This is a genomic window from Pseudomonas sp. NPDC088885, from assembly GCF_044750025.1.
GTDB lineage: Bacteria > Pseudomonadota > Gammaproteobacteria > Pseudomonadales > Pseudomonadaceae > Aquipseudomonas > Aquipseudomonas rustica.
In genome coordinates, this window is sequence record NZ_JBIVJB010000096.1 from 1 (window position 1) to 16951 (window position 16951).

17 protein-coding genes, 1 tRNA gene and 1 pseudogene are annotated in these 16951 nt (G+C 57.6%); 12 read left to right on the forward strand and 7 right to left on the reverse strand.

The features are described 5' to 3' along the window. The first annotated feature begins 396 nt into the window (after nt 1-396). Nucleotides 397-966, forward strand: coding sequence for a phosphonate metabolism protein/1,5-bisphosphokinase (PRPP-forming) PhnN (phnN, locus tag ACIP1X_RS24170; RefSeq protein ID WP_400755483.1), 570 nt, complete (start codon nt 397-399; stop codon nt 964-966). Here the strand turns inward: phnN and ACIP1X_RS24175 are convergent. After that, nucleotides 941-1120: a PA3371 family protein gene (locus ACIP1X_RS24175; RefSeq protein WP_212548931.1), complete on the reverse strand. Its 180-nt coding sequence runs from the start codon at nt 1118-1120 to the stop codon at nt 941-943. The genes phnN and ACIP1X_RS24175 overlap by 26 nt on opposite strands. A gap of 20 nt (nt 1121-1140) precedes the next feature. After that, complete coding sequence (locus ACIP1X_RS24180; protein ID WP_212548932.1) at nt 1141-1371, reverse strand: hypothetical protein; 231 nt, start codon at nt 1369-1371, stop codon at nt 1141-1143. A 294-nt stretch (nt 1372-1665) separates the two neighbouring features. Here ACIP1X_RS24180 and ACIP1X_RS24185 point away from each other — a divergent pair. The 5 genes from ACIP1X_RS24185 (at nt 1666) to ACIP1X_RS24205 (ending at nt 7346) form a co-directional block, all read left to right on the forward strand. After that, nucleotides 1666-1742: transfer RNA gene (locus ACIP1X_RS24185), tRNA-Arg, on the forward strand. Between the two features lie 288 nt (nt 1743-2030). Beyond that, nucleotides 2031-3635 carry a response regulator gene (locus ACIP1X_RS24190; protein ID WP_400755475.1) on the forward strand — a complete coding sequence of 535 codons (1605 nt, stop codon included), beginning with the start codon at nt 2031-2033 and terminating at the stop codon, nt 3633-3635. Continuing rightward, a complete protein-coding gene (locus tag ACIP1X_RS24195; RefSeq protein ID WP_400755476.1) occupies nt 3632-4324 on the forward strand; it encodes a sensor histidine kinase in 693 nt (230 codons plus the stop codon). Before ACIP1X_RS24190 ends, ACIP1X_RS24195 begins: the two co-directional genes overlap by 4 nt. Nucleotides 4325-4648: 324 nt before the next feature. Further along, the gene (locus tag ACIP1X_RS24200; RefSeq protein WP_178124175.1) at nt 4649-5890 is read left to right on the forward strand and encodes a glutamine synthetase family protein; all 1242 of its coding nucleotides are present in this window, start codon (nt 4649-4651) and stop codon (nt 5888-5890) included. Nucleotides 5891-5957: 67 nt separating this feature from the next. Further along, the gene (locus ACIP1X_RS24205; RefSeq protein ID WP_400755478.1) at nt 5958-7346 is read left to right on the forward strand and encodes an MFS transporter; all 1389 of its coding nucleotides are present in this window, start codon (nt 5958-5960) and stop codon (nt 7344-7346) included. A gap of 554 nt (nt 7347-7900) precedes the next feature. Here ACIP1X_RS24205 and ACIP1X_RS24210 read toward each other — a convergent pair. From ACIP1X_RS24210 to flgA, 4 genes are all read right to left on the reverse strand, one after another. Next, nucleotides 7901-8647: a flagellar brake protein gene (locus tag ACIP1X_RS24210; protein WP_053122832.1), complete on the reverse strand. Its 747-nt coding sequence runs from the start codon at nt 8645-8647 to the stop codon at nt 7901-7903. 88 nt (nt 8648-8735) lie between these two features. Beyond that, nucleotides 8736-9203 carry a flagella synthesis protein FlgN gene (locus ACIP1X_RS24215; protein ID WP_212543829.1) on the reverse strand — a complete coding sequence of 156 codons (468 nt, stop codon included), beginning with the start codon at nt 9201-9203 and terminating at the stop codon, nt 8736-8738. Nucleotides 9204-9251: 48 nt separating this feature from the next. Then, complete coding sequence (gene flgM / locus ACIP1X_RS24220) at nt 9252-9578, reverse strand: flagellar biosynthesis anti-sigma factor FlgM (protein WP_400755479.1); 327 nt, start codon at nt 9576-9578, stop codon at nt 9252-9254. A gap of 160 nt (nt 9579-9738) precedes the next feature. Continuing rightward, entirely contained in the window at nt 9739-10500 is a 762-nt protein-coding gene (flgA, locus tag ACIP1X_RS24225; protein ID WP_082341472.1) for a flagellar basal body P-ring formation chaperone FlgA, read from the reverse strand. Nucleotides 10501-10582: 82 nt separating this feature from the next. Between flgA and ACIP1X_RS24230 the strand changes: the two genes are divergently transcribed. From ACIP1X_RS24230 to flgE, 6 genes are all read left to right on the forward strand, one after another. Beyond that, nucleotides 10583-11515 (forward strand): chemotaxis protein CheV, encoded by a 933-nt coding sequence (locus ACIP1X_RS24230; RefSeq protein ID WP_053122823.1) that lies wholly within the window; start codon nt 10583-10585, stop codon nt 11513-11515. Between the two features lie 46 nt (nt 11516-11561). Continuing rightward, nucleotides 11562-12389 (forward strand): protein-glutamate O-methyltransferase CheR, encoded by an 828-nt coding sequence (gene cheR / locus ACIP1X_RS24235; RefSeq protein ID WP_053122821.1) that lies wholly within the window; start codon nt 11562-11564, stop codon nt 12387-12389. Nucleotides 12390-12750: 361 nt separating this feature from the next. After that, nucleotides 12751-13158 carry a flagellar basal body rod protein FlgB gene (gene flgB, locus ACIP1X_RS24240; RefSeq protein WP_053122819.1) on the forward strand — a complete coding sequence of 136 codons (408 nt, stop codon included), beginning with the start codon at nt 12751-12753 and terminating at the stop codon, nt 13156-13158. 3 nt (nt 13159-13161) lie between these two features. After that, the gene (gene flgC, locus ACIP1X_RS24245; protein ID WP_053122816.1) at nt 13162-13605 is read left to right on the forward strand and encodes a flagellar basal body rod protein FlgC; all 444 of its coding nucleotides are present in this window, start codon (nt 13162-13164) and stop codon (nt 13603-13605) included. 15 nt (nt 13606-13620) lie between these two features. Further along, nucleotides 13621-14349: a flagellar hook assembly protein FlgD gene (gene flgD / locus ACIP1X_RS24250; protein ID WP_053122813.1), complete on the forward strand. Its 729-nt coding sequence runs from the start codon at nt 13621-13623 to the stop codon at nt 14347-14349. 31 nt (nt 14350-14380) lie between these two features. After that, nucleotides 14381-15715, forward strand: coding sequence for a flagellar hook protein FlgE (flgE, locus tag ACIP1X_RS24255; RefSeq protein ID WP_400755481.1), 1335 nt, complete (start codon nt 14381-14383; stop codon nt 15713-15715). 890 nt (nt 15716-16605) lie between these two features. Here flgE and ACIP1X_RS24260 read toward each other — a convergent pair. Then, nucleotides 16606-16951: pseudogene (locus tag ACIP1X_RS24260) on the reverse strand (ribonucleoside-diphosphate reductase subunit alpha); the annotation flags it as partial.

Here is a 16951-nt window from a genome sequence, read left to right on the forward strand (position 1 = left end):
GGCGCATATATTTAACCGGATAGTTCAGGGGAGCGGTTCTCGGGAATGGCCGCAGGATGTGTGATAGGACAAGCATCCGGACCAAATGGTTCAACCTGAATTGTTAAGAGGCGCGCATCATGCCTCAAAATTGCCAGTTCATTGGCGTCAATTCTGTGACAAATATTGAGCCGGGTAAAGGCGTAATGCCAGCACCAATTGTCAGAAATGCGGACTGGTTTGAAATCTTTGCCTTCGTCCGAATCACTGCCCGCTTCCTGTTGCACATCAATGGGTGTCCAAAGACCTCAGAACGTGCATGCTATGCGGCTTTCTATCCTTGTTCCTTACCTGTACAGGATAGTGGCAATTTGCCGATTTACTAGGGGCAGACCCGTGCCAGAGGGCATTTTCAGGATGGATGGCAAGCTTATTTATCTGATGGGGCCGTCCGGTTCAGGCAAGGACAGCCTGATCGAGGCCGCACGCGAACCTTTGCTTGCGATGAATTGCGAGATCATTCGCCGAGTGATTACCCGATCAGCGGAGTCTGTGGGTGAGGACGCGGTCGGCGTTACGCCAGAAGAGTTTGAGCGCCGCCAGCAAGCCGGTGACTTCGCGCTGGCCTGGCACGCTAATGGCCTCGCTTACGGCATTCCAGTAGAAATGGATCGGTGGCTTAAAGACGGGCGAAACGTCTTGGTGAATGGCTCGCGGGCCAACCTGCGTCAAGCGCAGGAGCGGTATCCAACGCTGGTGCCAGTGTTGTTGACGGTGAGGGATGAAGTGTTGCGTGAACGCTTGCTCAAACGAGGCCGTGAGCCCCTTGAGCAAATCGATGCGAGGCTGGCGCGCAATGCGCTGTTCAAAGACCGACGAGCCAGCGACACGCCCGTGAACCTAATCGACAACTCCGGCGATCTGGCGACCGCCGTCAATCAATTGCTGGATGTGCTCAAACTCAACGCAGCACCGGATCAAACTTGATCCGACGCCCGGCCACCAGCGCCAGCACAAACAACACCGCAAACACGCCGCAGCCAATCAGGGGCAGGGTGACCTGGGTGTCCTCGAACAGCGAAAAATGTGCGACGCCACTCAATAAGGCGAGGATCAGAAATCCTGCAGCTGATTTGGACATGCTGTACTCCTGAAGATGTTTCAAAAAACCAGACGTTCGGAAACCTGCGCCGGCAAAGCCTGTTCAGCCTCGCTTACAGCTCTTGGGCCGTAGCTGCCCTGATCGCTCAGCACCGCCAGTTGCGGCTGCTTCTGCACTTGCAGGTAATGTGGCATGCGCTGGGCGACCGTCTCATGACTATCCGGGGCGAAGTGAAAGCCCACCAAGACCGCCAATGCGATTGCGTTTGCAAGCAAGAGGGTGCTGTTCATGAGGCGGACTCCGATTGTTCTTCTATGGAACAGACATAGCACCCGCCGTGCCAACAGTCTAACCGCTGTTAAGTCCTTTAAAAACAAGCATTTGAGAGGGTTTTTCGCAACGCGCGGGTTGCAATCTGCAATGATGGCATTTTGTGGTAGTGCAAAATGCACGGTAAAACATCCCGCAGCCTTGCAGGCCGCCTGCCTACACTTAAAAAGCCCTACGGATGACATGACAAATCAGGGCCTGGCCGTTACCATGCACGCCGTCCGTCGCGCCGCGTCTGCCCGCGACAACTCAGTGTCTCAGTAGCTCAATTGGATAGAGCATCCCCCTCCTAAGGGGAAGGTTGCAGGTTCGAACCCCGCCTGGGACACCACATTGCAAAAGCCCCATTCAGGACAATCCTGGTGGGGCTTTTTTGTGCCTTTCGAATGAGAGTTCCAGCAATGTGGAAGTGATCTGGCTGAGTTGGTTTCTTTTTCAGCATCGCGCTCTGACGAGCACATCAGGAATCTTCAGGCACCCACCCTCAGGGAACGCCACCCGTTGCCGATAACGTACTCGGTGACTTCAAAGTCGCGTTAAATTGATTGATAGCATTTTGCCGCCAGCTATCATCGTCGCGCCCGAAATTGCCCTCACTTCAATTGCCTGGAAATCTTCGATGCTGTCGTATCACCAAAAGCGTTTTCTGATCGTCGATGATTTCTCGGATTTTCGCAGTTCGGTTCGCTCGATGCTGCGTGAGCTTGGGGTCAAGGACGTCGACACTGCGGACACCGGTGAGCAGGCGCTGAAGATGTGTGCGCAGAAATCCTACGATTTCATCCTGCAGGATTTCCATCTCGGCGACGGCAAGAAGAACGGCCAGCAGGTGCTTGAAGACCTGATGCTGGAAAAGCTCATCAGCCATGAAGCGGTGTTCGTCATGGTCACCGCCGAGACCAGTCAGGCGATGGTGCTCAGTGCGTTGGAGCATGAGCCGGACGCGTATCTGACCAAGCCGTTCAACCGTTCGGGTCTGGCGCAGCGACTGGAGCGTCTGGAGCAGCGCAAGACTTTGCTCAAACCGATTCTGCAGGCCCTCGACCGTGGCAAACCGGTTGAGGTGCTTAACGCCTGCATCGCGTTGTGCAAGCAGGACATTCGCTACTCGCCGTTGTGCCTGCGTTACCGCGCCGATGCGTTGCGTGATCTCAATCAGAACGAAGCGCTGGAGCGCCTCTACGACGGCATCATTGCTGACCGGCCGTTGCCGTGGGCGTTTGCCGGGTTGGGCAAACTGTTGTTCAAGCGCGGGCAGATTGCGCAGGCCAAAGGCGTTTACGAAAAAGCCCTGAAGGTGTTTCCGATGATGCCGTCGCTGTATGACGGCATGGCCGATGTGCTGGTGGCTGAGGGTGATACCAAAGGCGCGCAACGGGTGCTTGAAGAGGCGATTCGCTTGTCGCCGCTGGCGGTGCGTCGACAGGCCTTGCTCGGCAAACTAGCGATGACCAACGAAGATTTTGACACCGCCTCACGGGCTTATCGGCAGGCCGTGGCGCAGGGCGCGCAGTCGCGTTTCAAGGATGCGGAAAGCAATCTCGGCCTGGCCCACGCGTTGATCAGCAAGGGCAGCGAGCGCGGTCTCGATACGCGCACGCGGCTGGAGATCAACACCACGCTCAGCGCCGTGGCCAAGGAAAATCCGAGCGACCCGGGCCTGCAAATTCGTGCGCGGTTGATGAAGGCCACCAGCCTGTTGCTCAACGATGCCGAAACCGCTGACAAACTCACCGAACAAGCGATGTTGCGTCTCGACGGCATGGAGCAATTCATGAGTCCTGAGGCCGCGTTGTTGGTGGCCAAGCAACTGCAAATGCTCGGTCAGGCCGAGGCGGGCACTTCGATGCTCAAGAGCTGCGCGGAGATCTACGGCGATGATCCGGCGGTGATGAAAGACATCGCCAAGCTTACCGATGACCCGACTATCCTCAGTTCGAGCAACGCCGCTGCCGACCTCAACCGTCAGGGCGTGCGCGTGTACAAGACCGGCAATCTGGTGGAGGCCCGCGAGGTGTTCCGCAAGGCGCTGAAGTTGCAGCCGAAGAACATCAGTATTGCGCTGAACTTGGCCCAGTCGCTGCTGCACGGTACCGACACGTCGGTGCCGTCGGCGGAGCTGGAAGATTGTCGGGCCTGCCTGAAAATGGTCGGCCTGATGCCCGACACCGACGCGCGTCATGCGCGTTACCAGAAGCTGAAAAGCAAGGCGTTTGGCGAATGAACCACGACGAGCAAACACTGGATTTTTCCACGGTGATCGCCTCCACCGTTCACGACATGAAGAACTCGCTGGCGATGCTCATGCAGGCCCACAGCCAATGGCTGGCGCGGTTGCCACAGGCGCAGCGCGAGGGATCCGAGCTGGGCGTGATCGACTTCGAATTCGCTCACCTCAACGGCATGCTCGTGCAGTTGCTCGGGCTGTATAAGCTCGGTGTTAATCAGATGCCGTTGCAGCCGGCGTATCACGAGCTCGACGACTTCATCGAGGCGCAACTGGCGGCGCATCAGGAAGTGTTCGCCAGTCGCGGGATCATCGCCACCTATGAAATTGATCCGCTGTGTCCGCTGGGTTTCTTCGACCGTGAACTGATTGCTTCGGTGCTCGGCAACTGCATCAACAATGCGATCCGCTATGCCCGCGAATCGTTGCTGATTACTGTCAGCGACGAGGCGGGGCAGTTGGTGCTGACCATCAATGATGACGGCGACGGTTACCCGGCCGAGATGCTCGAGCGTCAGGCCGATTACGTGCAGGGCATCAATCACAGCAGTGGCAGCACGGGATTGGGTCTGTATTTCGCCCACCGTATTGCCGCATTGCACCAACGCAACGGCGTCGAAGGGCGCACCGAAATCAGCAACGGCGGCCCGCTCGGTGGCGGCCTCTTCAGCCTCTTTCTCCCCTGAGACGTTCGACTGATCGTGACGGCAACGTTCTCCCCGTGTAGGAGCTGCCGCAGGCTGCGATCTTTTGATCTTGTTTCTAACGGCAACATCAAAAGATCGCAGCCTTCGGCAGCTCCTACAGAAGATCGGATATTTATTTGACGCTGCTTGATATTCCGAACAGCCGCAGCCTATTTTGTCCGGGTCGCCGTTCGCGGCTCGCACAACAACAAGGATTGCGTCATGACAACCGATGGCCAGCGCTCACTCGCACAGCGATTGACGGGCATTGATGAGATTGAATGTGTCACGCCGGATTTGAACGGCGTGCCGCGAGGCAAGGTGATGACCGCCGAGGGGTTCCTCGAAGGGCGGCGTTTGCAGATGGCGCGGGGTGTGCTGCTGCAATGCATCATGGGCGGTTACCCGGCGGCGAAGTTTTACGGCAGCGATGACGGTGACCTGGCGCTGGTGGCCGAACCGAGCATGATTCATCCGTTGCCGTGGAGCGACGAACCGCGCGCATTGGCGATCTGCGATGCCGATGAGCTGACCGGCGAAAGCTCCAACCTGTCGACCCGTGGCCAGTTGAAGAAAGTCATCGCCCGGTATGCGGCGTTGGGCCTGGCGCCGGTGGTGGCGACCGAGCTGGAATTCTTTGTCTTCGCACCCAATACCGATCCGAATCAACCGTTCCGCCCACCCGTTGGTCTCGACGGTCGCCGCGAGGATGGGCAGTCGGCGTTCAGCGTCAGTTCCAACAACGGTCTGCGGCCGTTCTTCAACGAAGTCTATAAATGCATGGCGGCCCTCGGTTTGCCGCGCGACACCTTTATGCATGAAATGGGCGTCAGCCAGTTTGAGATCAACCTGCTGCACGGTGATCCGCTGCTGCTGGCCGACCAGACTTTCCTGTTCAAACATCTGCTCAAAGAAGTCGCGCTCAAACACGGGCTGACCGTGGTGTGCATGGCCAAACCGCTGGCGCACACGCCGGGCAGTTCGATGCACATTCACCAGAGCATCGTCGAGATCGGCAGCGGCAAAAATGTATTCAGCGACGAGAAGGGTCAGCCGACCGCAATGTTCCGCCACTTCATCGGCGGACAGCAGGCGGGCATGGCTGAATTCACCGCGCTGTTTGCGCCCAACGTGAACTCCTATCAGCGTCTGTGTCATCCATTTGCGTCGCCGAACAATGCCTGCTGGTCGCACGACAATCGCGCCGCCGGCTTACGGATTCCCGCCAGTTCACCAGTAGCCCGTCGGGTCGAAAACCGTTTGCCGGGCGCCGACGCCAATCCGTATCTGGCAATTGCCGCCAGCCTGGCCGCGGGCTTGCATGGCATCGAGCATGAGCTGGAACCGACCGAGGCGATTCAGGGCGAATTCGAAGTGCCGGACAATCTGTCGCTGCCGTGTACCTTGCATGCCGCACTCGAACGTCTGAAACGTAGCCAATTGGCCATGGAACTGTTCGGCAAGGAGTTCATCGAAGGCTACATCGCTTCGAAGACCATGGAGTTGACGAGTTTCTTTGATGAAATTACCCCCTGGGAACGACGTGTTCTAGCAGCCCAGGCCTGACGAACTGTCGCCACCGGGCTATCGTTTGATAGCCCGGACTCACTGCAAGGAGCCGCTCGGAACGCCGATGCGCCAAATCTGGAAATCCTTTCGAGCGCTGTATTTCGCCTCGCTGATGATGTTGATCGGCTCGGGCCTTTTGTCTACTTATCTGGCTTTGCGCCTGGCCGCCGACAATGTCGACGGGCTCTGGGTCGGTGCGCTGATGGCCTGCAACTATTTTGGTCTGGTGCTGGGCGGCAAGATCGGTCACCGCTTGATCGCCCGTGTTGGGCATATCCGGGCGTATTCGGCGTGTGCCGGGATCGTCGGTGCGGCGGTGCTCGGGCATGGTCTGGTGGACTGGCTGCCGGCGTGGCTGGTGCTGCGGACGATTGTCGGTCTGGGCATGATGTGCCAATACATGGTGATCGAGAGCTGGCTCAACGAGCAGGCCGATGCCAATCAGCGTGGGATGGTGTTCAGCGGTTACATGATCGCTTCGTATCTGGGGCTGGTGTTGGGTCAACTAATTCTGGTCATGCACCCTGGGCTGGGGCCGGAGCTGTTGATGTTGGTCGCGCTGTGTTTCGCCCTGTGCCTGGTGCCGGTGACGCTGACCCGACGGATTCACCCGGCGCCGCTGCATCCTGCGCCGATGGAACCGCGCTTCTTCATTAAACGTGTGCCGCAGTCGCTGAGTACGGTGCTGGGTGCCGGTTTGATCATCGGTGCGTTTTACGGTCTGGCGCCGTTGTATGCCTCGCAGCAAGGGCTCTCGACCGAGCAGGTCGGTCTGTTCATGGGTAGCTGCATTTTTGCCGGGCTGCTGGTGCAGTGGCCGCTGGGGTGGCTGTCTGACCGCTATGATCGTGCGCTGCTGATTCGCTGCTTTGCCGGGTTTCTCGCGGTGGCGGCGCTGCCGTTGGCGATCATGCCGGAGGTGCCGCTGGAGGTGCTGTTTGTGGTCGGCTTCTTCTGCTCGCTGGTGCAGTTCTGTCTGTATCCGCTGGCAGTGGCGTTTTCCAATGACCACGTCGAAGGCGATCGCCGCGTCTCGCTGACGGCGATGCTGCTGGTGACGTATGGCGTTGGCGCGAGCATCGGGCCGTTGCTGGCAGGCGTGTTAATGAAGTTTCTCGGCAGCCAGAGTCTGTATGCGTTTTTCAGCTTCTTTGCGTTGGTGCTGGTGTGGCGAATCCGTCCGAAAGCCGTGACCAATCTGCACCAGGTTGATGACGCGCCGCTGCATCACGTGGCGATGCCGGACAGTATGTCCAGCTCACCGCTGGTGGCAGCGCTGGATCCACGGGTGGATGAACAGGTGGTGCAGGATCAGATGCAGACGCCGGTCGAGCCTGAGCCTGAACCGGAAGTGGAGCCTGAATCTGAGACTCCGCCGGAGCCAGTGGTGGAAACAGAGCCGGATGATGGCAGCGATAAACCCACGCCAGACATCAGTGGCGCCAGACCCTGACTCTGACTGCAATATTCACCTGTGGTGAACACAGATTTAATGATGAATGGATAACCCTGTGATGAGTGAATTACTTGGGGCGAGGGGATTCATCCCCGACCGGCTGCGCAGCAGTCGCAAAACCATCCAGCTCGGTTCAACAGGAACATTGTGCAGTCAGGATTTGGGGCCGCTTCGCAGCCCATCGGGGATAAATCCCCTTGCCACAAGTAATTCATTCACCGCAGATTCTTGGCTGAATTCTCTCAGGCACAAAAAAGGGCAGTCCCGCCAAGGATTGCCCTTTTTATTTGCCGCTATAAATCACATAGGTGTAAGAGGGAAACACTTAACCTGTGGCGAGGGGATTTATCCCCGTTCGGCTGCGCAGCAGTCGCAAACCATCCAGCTCGGTTCAACAGGAACATTGTGCCGCCAGGATTTGGGGCCGCTTCGCAGCCCAGCGGGGATAAATCCCCTCGCCACAGGGATCTCAGTGTTAATTGGATTTTCGATCAGGCACAAAAAAGGGCAGTCCCGCCAAGGACTGCCCTTTTTTTATTTGCCGCTACGAATCACATATCGTCTTTATCGAAACGCCGTGCTTCACGCTGCAGTTGATACACGAAGCGCTCAACGTTACGCGCCGCCTGGCCACTGATGTTGTGGAAGCGCAGACCCGCAAAGGTGATGTTGAGTTTTTCTTCGAAATGCAGATAACGCAGTTCAACCGAAGTCGGCTGATTGCCGAACAGCGGCGGGGCGATCAGGCGGTCGTAGACCTGGCCCAGTTGCAGGCGGTCAGTGATGTCGCCTTCAAAGCGCAGCTTGCAACCGGTGGCGGAGATGTCCAGCAGCTTGCCGTTGATCGGCGCCTTGAGTTTCTCGCCGCCGAGTTCGACGTTGACCAGATCGGTCAACTTCAGCGCGGCGCGGAAGGCGTTGCGGCGCTGGTGGTAAACCACTTCGGTCGGTAGTTCGCCGGTGTAGAAGCGGTCGCCGTCGGCATCGACGATGTCCAGCGTGCCATTGCATTCCCAGGCGATGCGCACGCCTTCATGGAAACCCTCAACCTTGAACGGCTCGCCCGCCAGCAGAAAGCGTTCACCGTCACGTGGCACCATTTCATCGAGGTTAATCGAAGCGGTATCGCGATCAACCTTGATCAAATAGCTCTGGAAACGCTGGCTACGCTCGTGAAAAGTGATGATCAGCGGATCATGGCTGTCTTGCAGCTGACGCAGGTTGCTGGAGATTTCCAGAGGTGTGGTGAGCACCTTTGGAGGCTGCGGAGCATCATCCGCGCTGAGGGCGTTGGACACGGTTTATCAATCTCCAGACAAAATATGACGACTAGCCAGCATTTTGCCAGCATGTTTCGCGAGTTGATAGAGCTGGCGCATCAACGACTCATGCCTGGCTGAGCGGACGCGGCATCGCGGGTTTGGCAAACGTGCCGCTGGCGTCATACAACGCTGGCGCTTCGCCCCCGGTGAGGATCTTCAGTTGGTTGGTGGTCGCGGCCTGTTGCATGAGGATCGACTGGCCGTTTTTGACGTTGGCCGCCTGACATTGGGCGATGAGATCGGTCAGGGCATCGCCCTGGGTCAGCAGCTGCTGGCCAACGCTCGATTGCGCGGCCAGTTGCTCAAGACCTTGACGGTCTGGCGTCAGGTTGAGGCTGACGAGGATTTCGCTGCGCTTGCGGCCATGCTGTTCAAGCAAAATGATCAGTGCCTGTTTGGTTGCCAGAATCTCTTCGAGCAGGGGCATGTCGCGACCGTGCAAAGCGAGGGACTCGGTTTGCAATAACTCCAGCAATTGTTGAGCTGGAGCAAAGTCGTCGTTGATCAGTTGCAATAAATTAGTGTCGTGCATGGCTGGCCTTGGGTTTTAAGCGTCCAAAAGCCTCGCGCTGGCAAAAGCCTAGCGCTGGGCTTCGAAGTTGAGCAGTTTGCTGGCTACACGGCTGCTGTCGACTTTATAGCTGCCATCGGCAATCGCGGCTTTCAACTCGGCCACACGGGCTTTGTCGACAGCAGGCTGATCGCGCAGCTTGTCAGTGACCTTCTGCAACTGTTGAGCCTCATTGCTGAGGTGTACCGATTCCCCGCTTTTAGCGGTACTGGCCGTTTCGGCCTGGGTATTCAGCGGCGCGGAAGTGCCGTTTTCGGCGGTTTCCTTGGGCGCGCTGGTACGTGTACTGCCTGTCAGTGACGAGGAGCTGTTCAAACGGCTGAAATCGATGACCATGATAAAAACCTCTGGGAATTTGGACGCTTGCCATGTTTTCGGCCATCTCCTGGAAAACTTTAGGCACATTTAGCAACGAAAGCTGCATGCACCCGCGCGCGTCCTGCTGCGGCACAGTTTAGGGAACAGCCATGGCCAGCGCCAGTTTTCTCCTCGGTGTTTACATGGAAACTTCCACCTGTCCCGGCGCGATGATTTGCGCCTTGATCACCCGTTGCGAATTGAGGTTTTTCACTCGGATCTGTTCTTTCAGTCCGCCGTTGGACAGGGCTTCACCGGGCATGCGCACGGCGAGTGTGCCGCTGCGCGCGGTAATGACCACTTGATCACCTTTGCGCACGACTTCGGCCTGCTCCAGGTGGACTTGGGTAATCACCTGATCGGCGACCGTTGGTCGGGTCAATTTTTGCCCGATCGCTTCGTCTACCGAGGTCAGAAAACCTTGATTGATCTGACTGACATCGCGCTCGCGCAAGGTCACGTCCTGAGGTTCGATAATCCCGGCGCGTCTGAGCGCTCGGGTGGTGGTGACAATCTCGCGAAACAGGCGGACTTGAGCGGGTACGAACACCGTCCAGGGCGAACTGCCTTCACAGCGAACCTTGACCGTCACCCGGCCCAAAGGACGGGGGGTGTTCTCCAGCGACGCTGTCAATTCCTTGTCGCACATCGGCATGCGCATACGCGGATCGAGCTGCTTGACTTCGATCTCGTAGCGGCCTTCGGTTTGACTGGTTGCCAAATAGTCTTCTACGGTGAACTCAAGAAAGCCCTGAGTGACGCCGATAAGCATGTCAGGCAAGGTAACCGAATCCGCAATGGCAGGGCTGCCAGCGAGCAAACAGCAGGCGGCAGACACCGCGCAAAGCCCTTTGCGAAGGGGAGAGGTCAGGTGTCGGAAAAATGTCGTTTGAGCGTTCATACGAGTTAAAAAGCAAGCGCCGTGCCGTTTAGCAATGAATGTGCGTCGCAACAACACTTGGCGTTGAGGTAGGAGTCTGGGCATGGCTGGTGTAATGGATTCGGTAAACCAGCGCACGCAACTGGTGGGGCAGAATCGCCTGGAGCTGTTGTTGTTCCGTCTCGACGGCCAACAGCTCTACGGAATCAACGTGTTCAAGGTGCGGGAAGTGCTGCAATGCCCGTCGCTGACGTTGATGCCCAAGTCCAGTCCTGTCGTGTGCGGGGTGGCAAATATCCGGGGGGCGACCATTCCGATCCTTGATCTGGCGATGGCGACCGGCTCCGGCGCGTTGAAAGACAAGAACAACCCGTTCGTGATCATCACGGAGTACAACACCAAGACCCAGGGTTTCCTGGTGCGCTCGGTGGAGCGCATCGTCAACATGAACTGGGAAGAGATTCATCCGCCGCCCAAGGGCACGGGTCGCGATCATTACCTGACCGCTGTGACTCGGGTGGACAATCAGTTAGTCGAAATCATCGACGTCGAGAAAGTGCTGGCGGAAGTTGCGCCGACACCGGAAGCGATTTCGGTGGGCGTGGTCGATGTCGAGACCCAGTCCAAAGCGTTGTCGCTGCGGGTGCTGACGGTCGATGACTCGTCGGTGGCGCGCAAGCAGGTGTCGCGTTGTCTGCAAACGGTCGGCGTCGAAGTGGTGGCGCTGAACGACGGCAAACAGGCGCTGGATTACCTGCGCAAACTGGTCGATGAGGGCAAAAAGCCGGAAGAAGAGTTCCTGATGATGATCTCCGACATCGAGATGCCGGAGATGGACGGATACACTTTGACGGCCGAGATCCGCAGCGACCCACGCATGCAAAAGCTTCATATCATCCTGCATACTTCGTTGTCCGGGGTATTCAATCAGGCGATGGTCAAGAAAGTCGGTGCCGATGACTTTCTGGCCAAATTCCGCCCTGATGACCTGGCATCCCGGGTAGTCGACCGGATCAAAGCAGCAGATATCAGCTAGGAGCGCTTTGCTCCTGGCGGTCAACACGATTTAAGAGGCGGCATCATTGTCTACGGGTAATTTGGATTTCGAACAGTTCCGGGTCTTCCTGGAAAAAGCCTGTGGCATTTTGCTCGGTGAAAACAAGCAGTACCTGGTCTCGAGCCGTCTCAACAAACTGATGGAACAGCAAGGCATCAAATCCCTGGGTGAGCTGGTGCAGCGCATCCAGACCCAGCCGCGCAGCGGTTTGCGCGAGCAGGTGGTCGATGCCATGACGACCAACGAAACCCTGTGGTTTCGTGACACCTATCCGTTTGAAGTCTTGAAGAAAAAAGTCCTGCCCGAAGCGATCAAGGCCAGCCCCAACCAGCGTCTGCGGATCTGGTCGGCGGCGTGCTCGTCGGGTCAGGAACCGTATTCGCTGTCGATGTCGATCGATGAGTTTGAGCGCACTAACCTCGGTCAGTTGAAGATGGGCGTGCAGATTGTTGCCACCGATCTGTCCGGCCTGATGCTCAACAACTGCAAGACCGGCGAGTACGACAGCCTGGCCATCGGTCGTGGTTTGTCGCCGGAACGTCTGCAGCGTTACTTCGATCCGAAAGGCCCGGGGCGCTGGGTGATCAAGGCGCCGATCAAAAGCCGCGTCGAGTTCCGCTCGTTCAACCTGCTCGACAGCTACGCCGCGCTGGGCAAGTTCGACATCGTGTTCTGCCGCAACGTGTTGATCTACTTCTCTGCCGAAGTGAAGAAAGACATCTTGTTGCGCATTCACAGCACGCTGAAGCCGGGCGGTTATCTGTTCCTTGGCGCGTCGGAAGCGCTGAACGGTTTGCCGGATCATTACCAGATGGTGCAGTGCAGCCCGGGGATTATTTACCAGGCGAAATGATTGACGAGTGGCAATACACGAACGGGAGTCCTCAGGGGCTCCCGTTTTTTTGTACCCGAAGAAACTCTCCCAGACACCAAAAAATCTGTAGGAGCAAGGCTTGCCCGCGAAGACGGTATGTCTGGTTAATTGATGTCGACTGGCTCCACGTCTTCGCGGGCAAGCCTTGCTCCTACAAAGCGGGCTCGCGTGGGGAGGCAAGCGGCAGAAAAGCGGCATCTGGCGGAAACCGCTTGCCGCTTTTCTGGCATTGCCGCTTTGCCGGCTGCCCGCAAAGCCCCGGTTTACGGGGTTTCCTCTGTTTGGCACGCGGCTTGCTAAAGCTCATGTACGAAAAACCGGTCACCTGAAGGTTCCCGACATGAGCATCAGCTTCGATAAAGCGCTCGGCATTCACGAAAAAGCATTGGGTTTCCGCGCCCAGCGTGCCGAAGTGCTGGCCAACAACATCGCCAACGCCGATACCCCGAACTACAAGGCGCGGGATCTGGACTTCTCGAAAGTGCTCGAAGCACAGACCCAGAAGAACGCCAACGGCACCATCGCCCTGAACATGACCAACAGCCGTCACATCGAAGCTGAAGGCCTGGGCAATGGCGACGAATCGCTGCTGTATCGCACGCCGATGCAACCTTCGATCGACCAGAACACCGTGGATGCGCAACTGGAACAGTCCAACTACGCGGAAAACGCCGTGGGCTTCCAGGCCAGCTTCACGCTGCTCAACAGCAAATTCAAAGGGCTGGTCTCAGCCCTGCGCGGAGAGTAATCCATGTCCCTGTCCAGCGTTTTCAACATTGCCGGCAGCGGCATGAGCGCACAAACCACGCGTCTGAACACCGTGGCGTCGAACATCGCCAACGCCGAAACCGTTTCCTCGAGCATCGACCAGACCTACCGCGCCCGTCACCCGGTGTTCGCCACCATGTTCCAGGGCGGCCAAAACGCTGGCAGCAACTCGCTGTTCCAGAGTCAGGACGCCGCGGGGCAGGGCGTGCAGGTACTCGGTGTGGTCGAAGACCAGAGCAACCTCGAAGCGCGTTACGAGCCGAACCATCCGGCGGCCGACGCCAAAGGCTACGTTTACTACCCGAACGTCAACGTGGTGGAAGAAATGGCTGACATGATTTCCGCGAGCCGTTCGTTCCAGACCAACGCCGAAATGATGAACACCGCCAAAACCATGATGCAGAAGGTACTGACCCTCGGTCAGTAATAAGGGGCGACTGCCATGAGCGTTACCGATACCACCAGCTCCCTGAGCATGAACGACATTCTGGCCAACTCGTCGAAGACGGCCAGCAGCAGCACCTCCGGCGGCATCGCTTCGGCGACCAACAGCGCCACCGGTGGCCAGGCGCTGGGCAAAGATGCGTTCCTGCAATTGCTGGTGACCCAGCTGAAAAACCAGAACCCGCTCGATCCGCAGGACAACAGTGCGTTCGTTGCACAGTTGGCGCAGTTCAGCAGTCTGGAAGGCATCACCACACTGAACAGCACCGTCAGCTCGCTGGCCGGCAACTACAACTCCTCGCAAGCCTTGCAGGCGTCGTCGCTGGTCGGTCGCAACGTGATCGTGCAGACCAACACCGCGCAGCTCGACGACCCAACCAAAGGCCTGACCGGTTCGGTCACCGTGCCTTCGTCGATCGCCGGCGGCACCGTCACCATCACCGATAAGGACGGCAAAGCTGTTCGCACGATCGACCTGGGCAGCCGCGCGGCCGGCGATGCCAGCTTCACTTGGGACGGCAAGGATTCTTCCGGCACCGTGGTGCCGGTCGGTACTTACACCTTCAAGGCCAGCGCACCGATCGATGGCGCTGCAACGGATCTGGCCACTTACCTGCCGGCCACGGTCAACAGCGTGACCATCAGCCAGACCGGCGGCGAGCTGATGCTCAACCTGGCCGGCAAGGGCAGCGTTGCCCTGTCCAAAGTACAAACCATTGGTATATAGAGCCGATTAACCCGGCACAAAGGAGTGGAATATGTCTTTCAATATCGGCCTTAGCGGTCTCTATGCAGCCAACAAACAACTGGACGTGACCGGCAACAACATCGCCAACGTTGCCACCGCCGGTTTCAAATCCTCGCGCGCAGAATTCGAAGACGTCTACTCGGCGACTCGTCTGGGCAGCGGCAGCAAAGTGATTGGTAACGGCGTGCGCCTGGCCAACGTTTCGCAGCAGTTCACCCAGGGTGACATCAGCAACACCGGTAACGTGCTGGACATGGGTATCAACGGTTCGGGCTTCTTCACCATGAGCAATAACGGTTCGGTGTCGTATACCCGTGCCGGTACGTTCAAGGTCGACAACGCCGGTTACATCACCAACACCGATTACACCTCGCGTCTGCAGGGTTACGGTGTGGATGCCAACGGCAAGATTCTCAACGGTGTGTTGACTGACCTGAAAATCGACACGTCGAACCTGGCACCGAAATCGACTTCGTCGGTGACCTCGACCATCAACCTGAACTCGTCGGCACCGGTGATCGTTGATACCGGCGCCAACGCGGTGAAGTTCGACCCGTCGAAAGCCGAGACGTACACCAAGTCGTTCAGCACACCGATTTATGACACTCAGGGTAACTCCCACGTCATGGATCAGTACGTGGTGAAGACCAGCGACAATACTTGGAAGGTTTACACCCTGGTTGACGGCCGTAACCCGGACGCGACCGGCAGTGATCCAACCCTGACGGCGCCGACGGCTTCGACGTTGTCGTTCGACAGCTCGGGCAAGTTGACTCAGGTGAGCACACCGAATCCGGCGGATCCTGCAAATCCGATTATCAGCAGTGATCTGACCTTGAAAAACTGGGTTCCGGGCACTGTGACCAACGGTGTGTTTACGCCTAATGGCGCGGCGGCCAACACGGCGGGTGTGACCATTTCGATGGCCAAGACTACTCAGTACAACGCTGATACTGCGCGTTCGATTCCGACTCAGGATGGTTATGCCACCGGGCAGATCACTAACCTGACGATTGATGGCACCGGTACCTTGTTCGCCAACTTCAGTAACAATCAGAGTAAGGCGATTGGGCAGGTGGCGTTGGCCAGTTTCACCAACGAGCAGGGTTTGCAGGCCGTTGGCGGTACTAGTTGGAAGGAGACGTTTGCTTCGGGTATTCCGGGGTACGATGCGCCGGAGACCGGGACTTTGGGGTCGATCGCGTCGAACTCGCTGGAGGAGTCGAACGTTAATCTGACGAATGAGTTGGTTGATTTGATCAAGGGTCAGAGTAACTATCAGGCGAATGCGAAGACGATTTCTACGCAGAGCACGATTATGCAGACCATTATTCAGATGACCTGATTTTTGGTTTTGCTGTTTGAGAAGAGCCCCTCTTTTTGAGGGGCTTTTTTTTGGGTGTATATCCGGTTCTTCGGGTGTTGCGGCTGGCGGTTTCGCCCTTACGGCGAGTCCCTTTGGCAAACGCCCCAAAGGAACCAAAGGTCTGTGCCCTGACGTCCGGCCCTCGCTAAGGCTCGGGTTCCTTCGCTCCGGGTTCATCCGGGGGCATCGCCTACGGTTTGCTTCGCTGCACCTCCTCTCGATGCTTTCCCCGTATGAATCCCTCCACTCAGCCTCCCGACGGGCCTTGAGATCAAGATCAAAAGCTTTGTCGAGCTTGCGCTCATCCTGTGTAGGAGCTGCCGAAGGCTGCGATCTTTTGATTTTCGTTGGATTCGCCCCTCACCCCAGCCCTCTCCCGAGGGAGAGGGAGCCGATTTTTGGGCTTCTCAGGATTTGTGTTCGGCTCGGTATTTCATGTCGGCGTACCTCTCCCAATCCACGCGGTCAGTTCCCTCTCCCACCGGGAGAGGGGCTCTTGATTTGGATTTGAAGCTCAAATTCAACTCGGTATTTCATGTCGGTGCATCTTGCCCAAACACCCCGGTCAGTCCCCTCTCCCTCTGGGAGAGGGCTAGGGTGAGGGGCTCTTGATTTGGATTTGAAGCTCAAATTCAATTCGGTATTTCATGTCGGTGCATCTTGCCCAAACACCCCGGTCAGTTCCCTCTCCCTCTGGGAGAGGGCTAGGGTGAGGGTTTGCTTTTGATTTGATTGGGGGAGTGAGCCTGCTGGCGATAGCTGTTCATATTCAATCCATTTCAACCAGCCAAAAAAAAGCCCCCAACAAACCAGAGGTCTGTCAGGGGCTTTTTCAATCAGGTGTTTTTCAACACCTGATTTCGCTCAGCTTATTGGCAAGCTTCGCAATCTGGCTCGTCGATCGCGCAGGCTTTTGGCACTGGCGCTGGGCCGGCTGGAGCAGCCAGGACCGAATCATCACCGTGGTTGCCGCCGCTGGATACAGCGTTCAGCTTGCTGGTGCTGATGGTCGACTTCTCGGTGCTGGTCGCGGCCAGGGCACGGAGGTAGTAGGTGGTTTTCAGGCCACGGTACCAAGCCATGCGGTAGGTCACGTCGAGTTTCTTGCCCGATGCGCCAGCGATGTACAGGTTCAGCGATTGGGCCTGGTCGATCCACTTCTGACGACGGCTGGCCGCGTCAACGATCCACTTGGTGTCCACTTCGAAGGCAGTC